Annotated in this window: 15 protein-coding genes; 1 reads left to right on the forward strand and 14 read right to left on the reverse strand. The window is 67.5% G+C overall.

Features of this window, described 5'->3' with window-relative positions; genetic code table 11:
* Positions 1-4: 4 nt before the first annotated feature.
* From HV798_RS10505 to rpsP, 4 genes are all read right to left on the reverse strand, one after another.
* Positions 5-679, reverse strand: coding sequence for a helix-turn-helix domain-containing protein (locus HV798_RS10505; RefSeq protein WP_175192639.1), 675 nt, complete (start codon positions 677-679; stop codon positions 5-7).
* A 190-nt stretch (positions 680-869) separates the two neighbouring features.
* Positions 870-1685 carry a tRNA (guanosine(37)-N1)-methyltransferase TrmD gene (trmD, locus tag HV798_RS10510; RefSeq protein WP_025135209.1) on the reverse strand — a complete coding sequence of 272 codons (816 nt, stop codon included), beginning with the start codon at positions 1683-1685 and terminating at the stop codon, positions 870-872.
* On the reverse strand, positions 1685-2302 hold the full coding sequence (gene rimM / locus HV798_RS10515) for a ribosome maturation factor RimM (RefSeq protein ID WP_175192640.1): 618 nt from the start codon (positions 2300-2302) through the stop codon (positions 1685-1687). Before rimM ends, trmD begins: the two co-directional genes overlap by 1 nt.
* A gap of 68 nt (positions 2303-2370) precedes the next feature.
* The gene (gene rpsP / locus HV798_RS10520; RefSeq protein WP_025135207.1) at positions 2371-2631 is read right to left on the reverse strand and encodes a 30S ribosomal protein S16; all 261 of its coding nucleotides are present in this window, start codon (positions 2629-2631) and stop codon (positions 2371-2373) included.
* A 279-nt stretch (positions 2632-2910) separates the two neighbouring features.
* Between rpsP and HV798_RS10525 the strand changes: the two genes are divergently transcribed.
* On the forward strand, positions 2911-3492 hold the full coding sequence (locus tag HV798_RS10525; protein WP_175192641.1) for a hypothetical protein: 582 nt from the start codon (positions 2911-2913) through the stop codon (positions 3490-3492).
* Between the two features lie 68 nt (positions 3493-3560).
* On the opposite strand, the gene HV798_RS10530 is transcribed toward HV798_RS10525, so the two are convergent.
* The 10 genes from HV798_RS10530 to HV798_RS10575 form a co-directional block, all read right to left on the reverse strand.
* Positions 3561-3830 carry a sulfurtransferase TusA family protein gene (locus tag HV798_RS10530; protein ID WP_175192642.1) on the reverse strand — a complete coding sequence of 90 codons (270 nt, stop codon included), beginning with the start codon at positions 3828-3830 and terminating at the stop codon, positions 3561-3563.
* A complete protein-coding gene (gene alaS / locus HV798_RS10535; RefSeq protein WP_175192643.1) occupies positions 3817-6441 on the reverse strand; it encodes an alanine--tRNA ligase in 2625 nt (874 codons plus the stop codon). The genes HV798_RS10530 and alaS overlap by 14 nt, the downstream gene beginning before the upstream one ends.
* Positions 6442-6521: 80 nt before the next feature.
* Positions 6522-7613, reverse strand: coding sequence for a shufflon system plasmid conjugative transfer pilus tip adhesin PilV (locus HV798_RS10540; RefSeq protein ID WP_246288675.1), 1092 nt, complete (start codon positions 7611-7613; stop codon positions 6522-6524).
* An 8-nt stretch (positions 7614-7621) separates the two neighbouring features.
* Positions 7622-8239 carry a type 4 pilus major pilin gene (locus HV798_RS10545; RefSeq protein ID WP_175192644.1) on the reverse strand — a complete coding sequence of 206 codons (618 nt, stop codon included), beginning with the start codon at positions 8237-8239 and terminating at the stop codon, positions 7622-7624.
* Between the two features lie 52 nt (positions 8240-8291).
* On the reverse strand, positions 8292-9428 hold the full coding sequence (locus HV798_RS10550; protein WP_175192645.1) for a general secretion pathway protein: 1137 nt from the start codon (positions 9426-9428) through the stop codon (positions 8292-8294).
* The gene (locus HV798_RS10555) at positions 9421-11145 is read right to left on the reverse strand and encodes an ATPase, T2SS/T4P/T4SS family (RefSeq protein ID WP_175192646.1); all 1725 of its coding nucleotides are present in this window, start codon (positions 11143-11145) and stop codon (positions 9421-9423) included. Before HV798_RS10555 ends, HV798_RS10550 begins: the two co-directional genes overlap by 8 nt.
* Entirely contained in the window at positions 11142-11561 is a 420-nt protein-coding gene (locus tag HV798_RS10560) for a hypothetical protein (protein WP_246288677.1), read from the reverse strand. The genes HV798_RS10555 and HV798_RS10560 overlap by 4 nt, the downstream gene beginning before the upstream one ends.
* A 64-nt stretch (positions 11562-11625) precedes the next feature.
* Positions 11626-12948: a type IV pilus inner membrane component PilO gene (locus HV798_RS10565; protein WP_246288679.1), complete on the reverse strand. Its 1323-nt coding sequence runs from the start codon at positions 12946-12948 to the stop codon at positions 11626-11628.
* Between the two features lie 25 nt (positions 12949-12973).
* On the reverse strand, positions 12974-14563 hold the full coding sequence (locus tag HV798_RS10570; protein WP_175192648.1) for a hypothetical protein: 1590 nt from the start codon (positions 14561-14563) through the stop codon (positions 12974-12976).
* The coding region (locus tag HV798_RS10575) for a toxin co-regulated pilus biosynthesis Q family protein (protein ID WP_175216405.1) at positions 14560-14993 on the reverse strand (434 nt) is incomplete at its 5' end. The genes HV798_RS10570 and HV798_RS10575, both read right to left, overlap by 4 nt.

Here is a 14993-nt window from a genome sequence, read left to right on the forward strand (position 1 = left end):
GCGCTCAAGGCGCCCGTTGCGTCTCGTCCCCCGCGGCTTGAGTGATATTGGAAATGGCCCAGATGACCTCGGTCGCCTGCGACCCGGGATTGCGCCAGCGGCGCGGCGTGCTGCTGGCATAGCAAAAGCTGTCGCCTTCATTGAGCAGGACGACGCGGTCGCCCACCCAGAGTTCGAGCGAACCCTTTAGCACCACGCCGATCTGCTCGCCCTGCCCCGTCACGAACAGCTCATTGCCGGTCGAACCACCCGGCTCGATGGTGCAGCGGCACAGGTCCATGCTGCGGCAGGCCGGCGGCGTGTACATCTCTTTGACGATGCCCTTCTCGCGCAGGTCGATATAGCGGTGCGTGCCGGCCCGGGCAACGCGGCCGCCGTCTTCGCCTTCGGTGTGCTCGGCATTGCGCAGCAAGGCATTGACCGATACCCCGAACTCGCGCGCCAGTTGATGCAGCGTCTTGACCGAGGCGGAACTCAAACCCCGCTCGATCTGGCTGAGCAGGCCCAGCGACATTCCGCAGGCCTGGGCGACATCAGCCAGCGAACGGCCCTGCCCTTTGCGCAATTGACGCAACTGCTGGCCCAGCCAGAGATCCACCGCGGACTCGGGACGCCCCGCCAACGCCACCGGCTTGGGCAGCGGCGCATCCACGCGCAACGAGGAAGAGGATCGGCTCATATGAAAATTTCATTTTTATATAATTTTCAATACTAAGGAGCGCGACCAAGCGCCACAACCTAGGAACATCCCTAGCGGTGGGGCAACTCGGATTGGGGGGGGTGGGCACCAGGGTGCCCTCAGCGTAGCCCGCCGCGGCCATGGCAGGACTGCGCGTGCGCCAGCACGGCGCACGGTGCACGGCAATGGATCAAGCCGTCTTGGGCTTGGAGAAACGACGCTTTTTCTTCGGCTCGGGCAAGGGTTCGCCGGCCAGTTCGGCCAGGTAACGCTCGTCGGCCAGGGTCAGCCAGCCTTGGGCGCGGGCCGATTCGATGAGTTCGGGCCGGCGGGTGACCGTCAGCGCCAGCGAACGCTCGCGGCGCCAGCGCGCGATATTTGCGTGGTGGCCGCTGAGCAGCGGCGCGGGCACGGATGCGCCCTCGTACACCTCGGGCCGCGTGTAATGCGGGCTGTCCAGCAAGCCGGACAAGGTGTCGTTGAAGGAATCCTGCAGGGCAGAATCGCCGTCGTTCAGGACGCCGGGCAACAAGCGCACGGCGGCGTCGATGACGGCAAGCGCCGCGATTTCGCCGCCGGACAACACGAAGTCGCCCAACGAGATTTCATGCGTGACGCAGCGTTCGATGAAGCGTTGGTCCACGCCCTCGTAGCGGCCACAGATGAGGATCAGGCCATCACTGGCGGCCAAGGCCTCGGCGCCGGCCTGGTCATAGCGCTTGCCCACGGGCGCCAACAGCGCCACGGGGGCCGGCGCCAGACCTTGTGCCGCGCGTGCGGCTTGGGCAGCGCCGACGGCGGCCTCGAGCGGGGCCGCCATCATTACCATGCCGGGGCCGCCGCCATAAGGGCGGTCGTCCACGGTACGGTGTATATCGTGCGTGAAATCGCGCGGATTCCAGGCATGCAGGGACCACCGGCCCTGGGCATGCGCCCGGCCGGTGACACCCAGGTCGCGCACTACCCCGAACATTTCGGGAAAGAGCGTAACGACGTCAATGCGCATCAGAGATCCGCGGGCCAGTCGCTATCGATGCGGCGAGCGGCCAGGTCGACGGCTTGTATGTGCGCGCGTACGAACGGAACGAGCATTTCGGCGGGCTTTCCCTTGGCGTTCAGAAGCGTTTCGGGACCGTCGGCCCCCACCTTCTGGCACAAGACCTTCAAGACGGCATGAGCGCCGTTATCAAGGACTTCGTCCACCACGCCGATAAGCGCGGATTCGCCGCTCGCCGTGGTGTACAGCGAGCAGCCAATGAGATCGACCCAGTAGTATTCGTCTTCTTTGGGCGCGGGGAAGGAACCCCGCGGCGCCTGCACGGAAAAACCGCGCAGGGCTTCGGCCTGGTCGCGATCGGCGATGCCGCTCAACTGCGCCACCACGGTGGCGCCCTGCGAACGGACTTGCACGATCTTGTATGCGACAGGCGCAGACGCGACAGCGCCCCGCGCCAATTCAGGCACAGGGCGAGTCAACCACCATTGAGAAGCTGAGAGCAGCACTTCGGCGTTGGCCGAATGCGGCTGCACCTTGACCCAGCCTTTCACACCGTAGGCCGCAGTGATGCGACCCAGCTCGATCAAGTCCGCAGGCGCCGCGTTGGAAGTTGCGGCATCAGACATGTATCGGGCAGTCGGTTTTATCTAGCGTAGTAAAAACTAGCAGGGTTCAGGCTAAACGACGCGGGCAATTAAGCCGCGGCGGAAACCTTGGCCGAGTAGTCTTTGACCAGACGCTCGACAGCCGGCGACAGCTGGGCGCCGTTGCTGGTCCAGTGCTGCACGCGATCCAGCGCAATGCGCAGGTTTTCCGTACCTTCGTTGGCAACGGGGTTGTAGAAACCCACGCGCTCGATGAAACGGCCGTCGCGACGGTTACGCGAATCGGTGGCCACCAGGTTGTAGAACGGACGCTTCTTGGACCCACCGCGGGCCAGGCGAATCACCACCATAGGTAATCCCTTGAATTAGTTGTGAAAAACGGGAAATTCTAGCACTTAAACAAGCCGGCTGGCAAATGCAGGTGCTGAAAAATCGGGAGTCGCGCGGGATTTGTGTTCTAAAACACCACATGCGGGTATTCTAGAAATCCCTAAATACGGGCCGGAGCCCGCCGCAGACAGAGTGTAGCCCGTTGGGCGCCCCTGTGCTGCCTGTCAGCGCGTTTGAAGAATATACCTGATTGTAGAAATCGGCGTTTCCCTCAAACTTCCTCTTCCGGAGGGTGCAACATGAAGAACCGTAAAGCTGTCTTCACCCCTGTCGCACGACTGGCTTTGACAGGTTTGCTGGCGGGCATGTTGGCGATGCCGCTGACGGCGTCGGCCCGGGTGCTCGGCGCAGCGCTGACCACCACTACGGGCAAGGTCACGGCGGTAGACCCCGCTACCCGGACCATCACACTGCAAGGCAACAACGGCAACGTCGTCGACGTGCAGGCCGGCCCGGACGTGCGCAACTTCAAGCAGATCAAGCCCGGCGACACGCTGACGCTGGACTACTACGAATCGGTGGCTGTGGACGTGCGGCCGGCCGGCACGGGCGCCCCCGAAGTCGTCACCGAAACCGCCGCCACCCGTAGCGCCAAGGGCGCCAAGCCCGGTGGCGCCGCCGGCCGCCAGACCCGTATCACGGCCGAGATCTGGCACATCAACAAAAGCGCCAACCTGGTCACCCTGAAGGGCCCGCAAGGCGCTCTGCGCACGATCCAGGTGCAGGACCCCGCCATGCAGGCGCGGCTGGCACAGCTGAAAGAAGGCGATCTGGTGGACTTCACCATCACCCAGGCAGTCGCCGCGGCCATTCACAAATAGGCGCGTCGCCGGAAAACAAAAAGGCCAACCCGACAAAGGCTGGCCTTTTTCATGGGGACGGATAGCAACTAGCGTCGGCGCAGGTAGTGCACGCCACGGCCGTCGGCTTCGTGCTGGGCAACCAGGGCATTGCCGGTCTGGCGGCAAAAGGCCTGGAAGTCGCGGATGGCATTGCGGTCGGTGGTGATGACGCGCAACACCTGCCCGCTTTCCATCTGCGCCAAGGCTTTTTTGGCGCGCAGGATGGGCAGCGGGCAGGTCAGCCCGCTGGCATCCACGTCCTGGTCGAAGGACGGCGCTTGCGCGCCGGACTCGGCAACCATGTCAGAGGCGCTCATCGACCCACTTCTGCACGCTGGCAATCGCGGCCGGCAAGGCGGCGATGTCGGTGCCGCCGCCCATGGCCATGTCGGGGCGGCCGCCGCCCTTGCCGCCCACCTGGCTGGCGACGAAGCCGACCAGGTCGCCGGCCTTGATGCGGTCGGTCAGGTCGGCGGTCACGCCGCCCACCACGCTGATCTTGCCATCGGCCGAGCCGGTGGCAAGCAGCACGACTGCGGGCTTGAGGCGGTCTTTCAGGTTGTCGACCATGCCGCGCAGGGCCTTGGGATCGACATCGCCGATGCCTGCAGCCAGGACCTTGATGCCCTTGACCTCGACCGCGGCGCTGCTGGCCAGGTCGTTGCCGGCGCTGGCAGCCAGCTTGTTGCGCGATTGCTCGAGGTCTTTTTCGAGCTGCTTGACCTGATCCTGCACCTGGGCGATGCGGGCCGGCAGGTCGGCGGGCGTGCTGCGCAGCATGCCGGCCACCTGGGTCAGCAAGGCGTTCTGGTTCTGCACCCAGGCCAGGGCGTTGTCGCCCGTGATGGCCTCGATACGGCGCACGCCGGCGGCCACGCCGCCTTCGGACACGATCTTGAACAGGCCGATGTCGCCGGTGCGGCTGACATGGGTGCCGCCGCACAGTTCGCGCGAGAAACCGATATCCAGCACGCGCACCGTGTCGCCGTATTTTTCGCCGAACAGCGCCATGGCGCCGCCCTTGACCGCGTCGTCGTAGGCCATGACCTGGGCCACGGTGGGCTGGTTGGCCAGGACTTCGGCGTTGACGATGGCTTCGACGCGCGCGATCTGCTCGGCGGTCAGGGGCGCATCTTGGGCGAAGTCGAAACGGGTCTTGTCGGGATCGACCAGCGAACCGCGCTGCTGCACGTGGGCGCCCAGCACCTGGCGCAAGGCCTTGTGCATCAGGTGGGTGGCCGAGTGATTGCGCACGGTGCGGGCGCGGCGCACCGCGTCAACACGCGCCAGCAGCGTATCGCCCACCGACAGCGTGCCCTCTTCGAGGGTGCCGTGATGGCCGAACACGCCCGATTGGATCTTCAGGGTGTCGCCCACCGCGAAACGCACGCCCGCGGCTTCGAGCAGGCCGGTATCGCCCACCTGGCCGCCGGACTCGGCGTAGAACGGGGTGGCGTCCAGCACCACGACGGCGCTTTGGCCGGCCTGGACCTGCTTGACCTGCGTGCCGTCGACATACAGGGCCGTGACCTTGACGTTGTCGAGTTCGAGTTTTTCGTAGCCTTCGAAGCGCGTTTCGGCGCCTTCGTAGCTCAGGCCTTCGGCCATCTTGAACTTGCCGGCGGCGCGGGCCTGGTCACGCTGGCGTTCCATGGCGACTTCGAAGCCGGCCATGTCGACGTCGACTTCGCGTTCGCGGCAGATGTCGGCGGTGAGGTCCACCGGGAAACCGTAGGTGTCGTACAGCGTGAACAGCGTGGTGCCATCCAGTTGGCCACCCTTGGGCACGTTGGCCAGGGCGGTATCCAGGATGCGCATGCCGTGTTCGAGGGTTTCGCCGAAGCGCTCTTCTTCCTGCTTGAGCACCTGCGCCACGCGCTCGGCCGTGTTGGTCAGCTCGGGGTAGGCTTCGCCCATTTCGGCGACCAGATCAGGCACCAGGCGGTAGAAGAACGGCTTGGTCTGGCCCAGCTTGTAGCCGTGGCGCAGCGCGCGGCGCACGATGCGGCGCAGCACATAGCCGCGACCTTCGTTGCTGGGGATCACGCCGTCGACGATCAGGAACGAGCAGGCGCGGATGTGGTCGGCGATGACCTTGAGCGAGTTGTTTTCCAGGTCCTTGACGCCGGTTTCGCGGGCAGCGGCGGCGATCAGGTGCTGGAACAGGTCGATTTCGTAGTTGGAATGCACGCCCTGCAGCACGGCGGCGATGCGTTCCAGGCCCATGCCGGTATCGACACAGGGGCGCGGCAGGCGCGGCATGTTGCCGGCGGCGTCGCGTTCGAACTGCATGAACACCAGGTTCCAGATTTCGATGTAGCGGTCGCCGTCTTCTTCAGGCGATCCCGGGGGGCCGCCCCAGATCTCGGGACCGTGGTCGAAGAAGATTTCCGAGCAGGGGCCGCAGGGGCCGGTGTCGGCCATCTGCCAGAAGTTGTCCGAGGCGTAGCGGGCGCCCTTGTTGTCGCCGATGCGGATGATGCGCTCGGCCGGCACGCCGACTTCCTTGGCCCAGATGTCGTAGGCTTCGTCGTCTTCCTGGTAGACGGTGACCCAGAGCTTTTCAGCGGGCAGCTTGTAGACCTGGGTGAGCAGCTCCCAGGCGTACTGGATGGCGTCGCGCTTGAAGTAGTCGCCGAAGCTGAAATTGCCCAGCATTTCGAAGAACGTATGGTGACGGGCGGTGTAGCCCACGTTCTCCAGGTCGTTGTGCTTGCCGCCGGCGCGCACGCTGCGCTGCGACGACGTGGCGCGCGTGTACGACCGCGATTCCTTGCCCGTGAACACGTCCTTGAACTGGACCATGCCCGAATTGGTGAAGAGCAGGGTCGGATCGTTGCCCGGCACGAGCGACGACGAAGGAACGATGGTGTGTCCCTTGGACTTGAAGAATTGCAGGAACTGCTGGCGAATCTCGGAGGATTTCATCTTGGATGAAGCAGGATTTAGGCGAATCTTTGATTATAGAGGGTAGTCGGCGGCTTGCGCTGCCGGGGCCTGCCCGCCCCTCAGCGCATGCAGATATACCCCGTCGTCCAGCCCACTTCGGCATCCCAGGCCCCGCCTGCCGACACCATCACCGCCGAGTAGCCGGCCGGGCAGTTGCAGGTGCCGGTGCGCGGATTGGCCGTGGATTCGCCGGATACCTGGAAGCAGCCACGCGGGTGATTGATGCTGAATGCGCCGCCGAACCCGCCGCCGCTGGCCTCTTGCCATAGGCCGGATTGGCAACTGAGCAATTCGCCCGACGCCGCGCGAGCGATACCCGCGGGCGCCATGCGGCAGTCCTGGCCCGCGCCGGCCAGCCCTTGCAGTTCCAGGTATTCTCCGCCCTTGAGCCGGCCGGCGACGGTCAGGCCGCCTTGCAGGTCGGGATCACGGGCGTCGCGCAGCTTGACGAACTTGTCCGCCTCGGAGCGCTCCAGGCCGGCCCAGGACGCGACCGTGCCCGCCGGATAGGCCGCCCCGCCCGGTGCAACGGGATTGCCGAAGCTGAAGGCGGCGCCTCGCAACGCGGCGGGCGCCGTCGGCCACACCGCACCGCCGTACCCGCCTGCGGCCTCGATCACGACCGCGAGGGCGGCCAGGTCGGGGGATTGCGTCCCTGATTTCAAGAGCGGCCCGTCGCTGTAGATCAGCGCGTCCAGGCGGCAAGGCTGCCCCGGGCATGTGGCCGTGCGCACGATCTGGATACGCGCGCCGAAGCCCAGGGCGGACTGCAACGGAAAGCCGGCGGGCAACGCGCCGGCCCGGCGCAACTCATCCAGCGAGGGCGCCAGGGAATCGGCAAATAGCGGCGAACCGTCCGCGGCAGCCGGCCCCCGGCCGTCGGCCCAGGGATCGAAATGCCGCAGCAGTACCTGTTCCATCGCACCCCGGACCTGCGCAAGCCAGACACCGGTCGCGCGCGACGCCGAATCTTCGATGCGATGCGCCACCTGGCTGGAGGCCCAGATCGCAATCATGGCCGTCAGCGCTAACGCCAGGGCCAGTTCGAGCAGCGAAAAACCGCCCTGCCGGCCTCTGGAGCGCGGCAGGGCGCCGCCGGGGGACTCGCCAGTTCCCCCGGCGTGACCGATGAACCTCGTGCTGGCGCTCATGCGGGCACTCATTTGGCGGTGAACACGAAGGTATTGGTGTCGCCTTGGCTGCAACGGGTCTGGGCCAAGGCCGCCCGATACGGCACGGCCGGCACGGCCAGAGCATTCTTGACCACCCCGGAGCCGTTATCGCCTTCGATCGAGATGACCTCGGACACGCGTTGCAGCACGGACGCCAGCGCCGGGCAGGCAGCGTTGCTGACGTTGTTCAAGGTGACGGTGAACGCCGCCCCCACGCCCGCACCGGCCAGAGACGTGGCAGCCACCTGCACCACGCCGCTGCTGCCCGTGCCGCTTCCGCCCAGCCCATGCGCGATGCGCGCCGACGGGCCACTACCCTGCACCGACAGCACGCTGGAGTCGCGCAGCATGTTGGCCATGGCCCCGGTATCCAGGCCGGCATAGGGGGTGACGCCGCCACCCTGCGCGTTGACCCGCATGCTGACGATGAAGCGCTGCAACTCCTCGGCGACCTTGGGCACCTTGTTTTCAATGACATAACTGCCGATGGCCGGAATGCCGACGATGGCGATCAATAGAACGATCGCCGTCACGATGGACACCTCCACCAACGAAAAACCCCGCTCGCGCCTGCCGCCCGCGACGCCTGCCCTGAACTGTTCCATTCGCCTCTCCATGGTGAAAAACCAACCGCTACCGCAATGAGTCCTGCCGCGATCAGCGGCTGGCATAGAAATTCGTGAGCGCCAGGCGCAATTCGTCGATGACGGCGTAGTGCCACAACGTGATGGCCAACGCGGTGGCGACTGAACCGATCAGCAACGCCCAGCGCAACACGGCAGCCTGCAGGCGTACCCGCGCCAGCAGCCGGGATTCAACCCGGTGCCGCACGCGTTCGAGTCCCGCCTCCATGCCTAGCGCCCCCATCATGTCCGCCATGAACCACCAGGTTTCCGCGTCCAGCAGGCCGGTATCGAAGATCTGCGCATCCGTCGCGCCGGCGTCGATGCGCATCAGCATGCGTTCCAGATGCATGGCCAGCCAGGCCTGCGCGCCCCGCCCCTGCACGGTGAGCGCGCGCCGCAGCCGCGTATCGGCGGCGCCATGCTGGCGCACCAGCACAGCCAGCAGGGAAAGAAAGCGGATGGCCTGAAAATCCCGATGCAGGCGCCAGATCAGCCGCTTGTCCAGCCAGGCCCGGGCCGCACCCGTGTAATGCGGCAATGACCACAGGGTCAGTCCGCCCAGGCCCGCCACCAGGACCAGCCACGGCGCCAGCCACTGGCGGGCCGCCGCGGCCAGCGCAAACAGCGCACGCGTCTGCCGGCCGTAGTCTTCTGCCGGCAACGCCTGGAACACCTGCTGCAGGCGCGGCGCGGTGAACAACGGAATAGCGCAAAGCATGGCGAGCGCCACCACCGCAGCCACCACGCCCGCGGCGGCGGTGGACACCAAGGCAAAGCGCGCTTCGGCGGCCAGCCTGGCCGCCCGCGCCAGATCACGCAGCGCGGCGGAAAGATCGCCGCCCTCGTCCTGCACACAGGCCAGCAGCAGGCATTCCGCCGTGGGCAAAGTGCCCTGCCAGGCCGCGCCCAGATCGCCGCCGGCATCCTGGTAGGCACCGGCCCAATACTGCGACAGGCGGCCACGGGCGGTACCGGGACCGTAGCGGCGCGCATCGTCCTCGAACAGGTCTCGCAGGGTCCGGCGGCCCTGCAGTCCGTCGATCAGGTCGGCCAGGTATTCGTAGTAATCGGCGCGGTGCGGCAGAAAGCGCCATGCATCCCAGCGCAGGCCCAGGTTGATGTTGAAATGCCGGCGCCAGGCCAGCGCCCGCAGTAGAGAGTCAGCCATGCGCGGCCTCCGGCCGGCCTGCCACGCCGACAGGCAGCGCCAGATCGAAACGCCGGGGTAGCGCACGCGGATCCACTTCGCCCTGAGCCACTTTGAACAGCGCGCTGTTGAGCGCCTTGGCGCCACGCGTGGCTTCGTCACGCCAGGAGGCGTCGGGCACCGCCCTGGCCGCGGGCCGCAATGGCCCGTAGTCGCGCCTGCGCACGCAGTCCAGGAAACCCGCTGCACGTACCGGTTCGATCATTTCGGCCGCCACGCTGCGCCCGATCGTGCCGTTCAGTTCGGGCATGTGCGGCCGGCGGCAATCGGCGCAGCCGTCCGGGTTTCGCACCTTGAGCGCGGCCGCATCAAGCAGGAAGGTACGCGTGAGGACTGCCATCCAGTGTCGCCAGTGCTCGGCCTGGCCGGGGGCATGGCGCCGCTGCGCTGCGCCCCAGAGCTGGGCGGCGGGCCAGGCGCAGGCCGGGCACAGCCTGGGCAGCAGCGTCTGGTAGACCAGCAGCTTGAGAATGCCGGGCGCCGCCAGCAGCTCACGCGAGACGCCGACGGCCTCGGACGCCAACCGCTCGGGGATCATTGCCGCGGACCCCGCATGCGTGGTGGCGTACAGGCTGATGCCGGAACTGGCCAGGTCCATGAAGGCGCGGCCGGTGTCGATATCGCGGATTTCGCCGATCAGCAGATCGTTCAAGGCCGAGCGCTTGATGGTCTTGAGCTTGGCGTCGAACGCGGGCCAGCCGGACACGGCCAGCGCGCCGCCCAGGCTGTTCTGCAACGCGTTGCCGATGACATATTCGACCGGATCTTCCAGCGTGATGACCTTGCGGGTGGGTTCGATGCCGCGCATCAGCGCGGCCAACGTGGTGGACTTGCCCGCCCCCACGACGCCGGCCAGCACGATGGCGCCCCCTTCGCGTTCACGCGCGTCCATGAGGGTCGCCACCTGGCCCGGCAGGTAGCCAAGCGCGTGCAGGTCGTGCCCGCCCGCAGCGTCCAGCCGCAGGATGCGCAGGCATACCGAAGGCCCGGCGTCGGTGGCCAGTGACGCCCACCGCAACACCACCGGCGTACCGGCCAGCTCCAGCGCGATGCGGCCCTGTTGTTCCAGCGCGGGATCGAACACCGCGCCGTTGCCGCCCCGCACATCCATCCAGGCCACGGCCAATACTTCCAGCAAGGTGGCGTTGGACAAGCCGGAGAATCGTTCCGCAACGACGTATTCCCCATGGATGGTGTAGCGGATCTCGCAACCATCGCGCCGCTGGTTCACGTTGATGTGCACATCGCTGGCGCCCTGGGTGACCCCCCACGCCACGATGTCCAGGAACAGCGCCGCCAACGCCGAAGTGCGTGCGGCCTGCCGGCTGCCGTCGCGCCGCGACAGGCCCTGGGCGGCCAGCTGGCCGCGCGCGACCATCAGCAGCAATGCGGCCGGCAGTAGATAGCGTGACGGTTTGGCAAGTCGGTATCCCTGCGCCCGCACCATGCGCTCGACCTCGTCGATGGCGTCCCCCACGCAGAATTCCTTGACGGCGAAGATCGCGACATCGCCGTTTTCCAGCAACACCGGGCATAACCGGCCCGCCATCGCGGCAAGGTCGAACTCGCGGCCCAGGGCCCGCGAGAACGCGGGGTCAAGCCGCGCGATGTCTTCGGGCGCATCGAGCGGGCAAATGGCAGCGCCCAGCGCGCCTGGGAAAGCGGACGGCGTATTCATGGCGTGGGGCTCCCGGCGTCCAGGCACGCGCGGACATCTCGGTCGTCGCGGCGCAGCCGCACACAACCGCCGTCGACCGCCACCAATTGATACGCCTGCGCCACCCGGGCCCCGGCCACCGGCGCGGCCCGGCCAGCCTGGTAGCGCAACAAGGCGCCATTGACGAGCAGGTCGACCTGCAGATGCCGCGCCACGCCGAAGATGGCCGCCACGCGCACGTCGTCGGGAACCGGCGCGGGCATGGGCGCGCGCGATGCCGTGGCGCCGTTGGCCGGGCAGATACCTGGCACCCGGCACTCGGTGAGCGCGGCGGCGGCGTCGGCGCGCAACAGGGTGCGCACCGTCTCGGCTTCAGGCCACGCCTGCGGGTCGGCAGCGTCAACGGCGGGCTGCGCCTGCGCCCCCGCGGCCCACACCGCGGCGCCTGCGACAGCCCATACCCCACGCCATGGCATGGCACGGCAAGACCGCCGCCAAAGCTTATTCCTGTTCATAGAGGACTCCCTGCAGTTCTGCGACCAGCGTGCTTGCAGCGAGGCTGGAGCGAAGTTGAGGCTGGATGTTCAAGGCCAGCCGGGACCAGCGCGCCACGCCAAGACGGCCCGGCAACAAGGCAAAGGACCGCAACGGCCCGGCGAGCGTGATCGCCCGGGAACGTATCGCGGGCATCGGCGCGGCGGCGGCAGCGGACGCCGCGGCCATGCCTGCCGCTGCCGGCAGCGCAAGCACCGCGGGCGCCATGACGATCGAACTGAACGCCGGCCGCAATTGCTGCAGCGTCACGGCCACGCCGGTATCGACCTGCAAGGGCGTGGGCAGCGGCAGATCGGCCAGGGTCCTGGCATCGGATGCCACCTGCCAGGAGAGCGTGGCGTCTTCGAGCGGATTGAACGACACGCGCCAGCCACGAGGCAGCCGGGCGAACAGGCCCTGGTTGGTCGCTTGCGGATGCGCTCTGGCGTAGTCGGCGCGGCAGGTCCAGTGCCGGGCCTGCGCATCGCACTGCGCACGCCGCAGGGCCCACCCCTGGACTTCGATCGGCACCTTCACCAACCCCACCAGCACGCGGGCGATTTCATTAGGGCCATGGACCGGAATCGCGTTCAACAGGGCAAGCCGTGCGCGGGCGGCAACCTCGGCCGCTTCCAGCGGCGCGACAGGCGGCGCCGTCGTGCGCGGAGGCGGCGCAAGGAATTGCCGCCACAAGGCAGGCGCAACCACGGACAGCGCGAGGCACGCCAGGAACAGACGCAAGGCCCGCGGCAGCGTGTTCCAGCGCGACGGCAGCGCGGCCAGTTGTGCGGCGGCATCTCCCATCGGCAGCAACGCGGCGTAAACGTCGCCGCCATCGCGGCCCGGCAACTCGGGCCGCGCGAGCAACAGGCGGGCATGCTCGCGCAGCGCCTCGTCGTGCGACCCGAACAGGCGATCGGCCTGCGACAGCACCGTGCCGGCATAAGCCGCCACCAGCCAATGCTGCCCATCCGGCAGGCGAACCAGGCTATGGCCGCCATCGGGGTAGCGCAGCGCGAACAATTGAGCGGCCGCCAGCCAGCGTGGCGCGGGTTTGCCAGCGCCCGCGCGGCGCCAGCGCCAAGCCCGGCGCACCGCGCCGCGGCCATACCCGGCGACCGTGGCGGGCGAGCCTGCCACGACGTAATGAGTCGCTCGCAGACGGCGGCCGCGCGAACGGGCCAACGCGGCCACGTCGGTGCCGATCAGCGCGTGCCAGCGCAAACCGAACGCCAGCGCACGATCCGTGCCTGGGCAGTCGACAAGGTGGAATTGCGGAGCGCGCGTCATACCGACGTCCTGGAGAGTGTGGGCATCAGAAACCCTCTTCGACCTGGGCGGTGACCAGGATCAGGGTGGTCACGCGCTCTGAGGTAGCGCTGTCCTGGCCACCCGCCACCAACGGTGCCCCCGGGGTCAGGCGCTGACGGTCATGCTGATCCTGGCTGCGATCAAAGCCGGAGACGATGACGGGCTGACCGGGCCGCAGTTCGATCTGCTGCACGGTGCCATTGCCGTCCACCGTGATCTGCTGCACCTGGACCTGGTTACCCCGTTCGCCGAAGGTGACCGTTTTCAGGGGTTGGGCCACCGCGTTGTCGTAGGCGATGGACAGCAGGATCTGGCCGTCTTCCTGGATATCCGGCACCAACGTCAGGAACGAACCGACGGTTTCTTCTTTCTGGCTGATGGACACCGCGGGCAGCGAGCTGTTGGCGCCGTCCGCCGTCATGCCCGGCACGGCCGTGCTCTGGACGCGGTCGATATACGAGAACGTAGTGCGCACGGCGTGCGTGACGGGCCGGCGGTTCAGGGTCAGCACAGGCACCCTGCTGTGCCGCACGACTGCCCCCGAGGCGCTGAGCGCGGAAAGAATGGCCCGGGACGCATCGAACGGACCGCGGCCGGCAGCCACTTCCAGTGCCCCGGCGCCGGCTACCGGCATTGCCGGCATGGCCAGGCGTGCCGCGCCCCCTGCTGCCGCATAGACCGCGTTCCAGTCGATGCCACCGGATGCCGAATCGCGGGAAATCACGGTGATTTCTTCGAACACGAGCCTGACCCGGCGCGTCAACGCCTTGTTCTCGCGCTCGAAATAGCGCCCTACCCGTTCGAGGGCCTCGGGCGTATCGGTGATGACCAGCGCCGTTTCGCCTTCGACCGGATCGGCGATGACGCCCGAACGGGTCAGGAATGCCTGCGCGTGCGCACGCAGGATGGCCAATGCTTTATGTTCGCCGCCCGACAGCGATGTGCTGGAGGTGTTCTCGAAGCCTTCGGCCTCGGCCCGGCCCGCGCGGCCCAGGCGGACATCCACCTTGCTGGCCAGCGACAAGGCGCGCAGATCGAAGACCCGGGTATCGGTGCGGTAGAACTCGAGCGCGTTGTGTTCATAGCGCCAATGCACGGAATAGCGCGCCGCCACGACATCGAGCAGGTCGGCCAGCGGTTGCGCGCCGGCGCGGACCTCAAAGCGTTGCGCAACGGCAGCGTCCAGGGCGCCATTGACGGCCAGACGCGGCAGGAACAGATCCAGCGGCAGCAGCGCATCGGGGCGGACACGCACCGGCATGCCTGTGGCCGCGGCCAGCCGCTGGGCCACCGTGGACAAGTCGGCATCGTCGGCCAGCATGAGGGTGGTCTGCACGTTTTCGCGCAAGGCCGGCGGCAGGGAGACGTCTCGCGCCAACGGTTGCGGCTTGCCGGCAAGCCAGGGCGTGGCCACCTCTTGGGCGGACTGGCGGGCATTGCGGTCGGTGAGACTGTCGGCAAACGCCTGGTGGCGCGCGCCAGCGTCGGCCTGTTTGCGCTCGGCGGCGCGGCGCAGGTCGGTGACCTGCTGGGTCAGTGCGCACCCGGCGAGTTGGGCAAAGAGCGCCAGGATGATGAGCGGGCGGCGGTTCATGCGGCCCCCGGGGTAGCGATAGACCGGGTGCACGACTGCGCCAGCGGCACAACGCGCAATACCCGATTGCCATAGAAGCAAGGCTGCAGCGGTTTGTCCGCCAACTCGGTCGAGGCGAGCAAGCCGCGCACTGCGGCTTTGAAATCGCCCGGGAAATCGGCCGTGGCGGCCAGCGGGATATCGACATCGACCGCCCAGTGCTGCGGCTGGAAGGTCCAGCCCGCGGCATCCGCCCAGCGTGCCAGCACGGCACGCAAGGTGGCATCGGGCGGCGCGGCGCGAAACGGCGGTGCGGCAGACGGTGGCGGCGGCGGCGCCGAGGCAACGGCCAGAGGTTGCGCAGCCTCTGCCCCCGACGGGTGCAGGGAAGCCAGCGGCCCGCCCTGCGCCTGTCCGCCAGGAAGGGCGAGCGCCGCGGGCGACGCCGATG

Origin of the sequence: Achromobacter deleyi, assembly GCF_902859705.1 — a bacterium.
GTDB lineage: Bacteria > Pseudomonadota > Gammaproteobacteria > Burkholderiales > Burkholderiaceae_B > Achromobacter > Achromobacter deleyi.

Bases quoted from the DNA above. Each gene is read 5' to 3' on its own strand.
- alaS (WP_175192643.1), bottom strand. From the start codon at position 6,441: ATGAAATCCTCCGAGATTCGCCAGCAGTTCCTGCAATTCTTCAAGTCC.
- HV798_RS10565 (WP_246288679.1), bottom strand. From the start codon at position 12,948: ATGACGCGCGCTCCGCAATTCCACCTTGTCGACTGCCCAGGCACGGAT.
- HV798_RS10555 (WP_175192646.1), bottom strand. From the start codon at position 11,145: ATGAATACGCCGTCCGCTTTCCCAGGCGCGCTGGGCGCTGCCATTTGC.
- HV798_RS10550 (WP_175192645.1), bottom strand. From the start codon at position 9,428: ATGGCTGACTCTCTACTGCGGGCGCTGGCCTGGCGCCGGCATTTCAAC.
- HV798_RS10540 (WP_246288675.1), bottom strand. From the start codon at position 7,613: ATGAGCGCCAGCACGAGGTTCATCGGTCACGCCGGGGGAACTGGCGAG.
- HV798_RS10545 (WP_175192644.1), bottom strand. From the start codon at position 8,239: ATGGAACAGTTCAGGGCAGGCGTCGCGGGCGGCAGGCGCGAGCGGGGT.
- HV798_RS10505 (WP_175192639.1), bottom strand. From the start codon at position 679: ATGAGCCGATCCTCTTCCTCGTTGCGCGTGGATGCGCCGCTGCCCAAG.
- HV798_RS10530 (WP_175192642.1), bottom strand. From the start codon at position 3,830: ATGAGCGCCTCTGACATGGTTGCCGAGTCCGGCGCGCAAGCGCCGTCC.
- HV798_RS10525 (WP_175192641.1), top strand. From the start codon at position 2,911: ATGAAGAACCGTAAAGCTGTCTTCACCCCTGTCGCACGACTGGCTTTG.
- rimM (WP_175192640.1), bottom strand. From the start codon at position 2,302: ATGTCTGATGCCGCAACTTCCAACGCGGCGCCTGCGGACTTGATCGAG.
- rpsP (WP_025135207.1), bottom strand. From the start codon at position 2,631: ATGGTGGTGATTCGCCTGGCCCGCGGTGGGTCCAAGAAGCGTCCGTTC.
- trmD (WP_025135209.1), bottom strand. From the start codon at position 1,685: ATGCGCATTGACGTCGTTACGCTCTTTCCCGAAATGTTCGGGGTAGTG.
- HV798_RS10570 (WP_175192648.1), bottom strand. From the start codon at position 14,563: ATGAACCGCCGCCCGCTCATCATCCTGGCGCTCTTTGCCCAACTCGCC.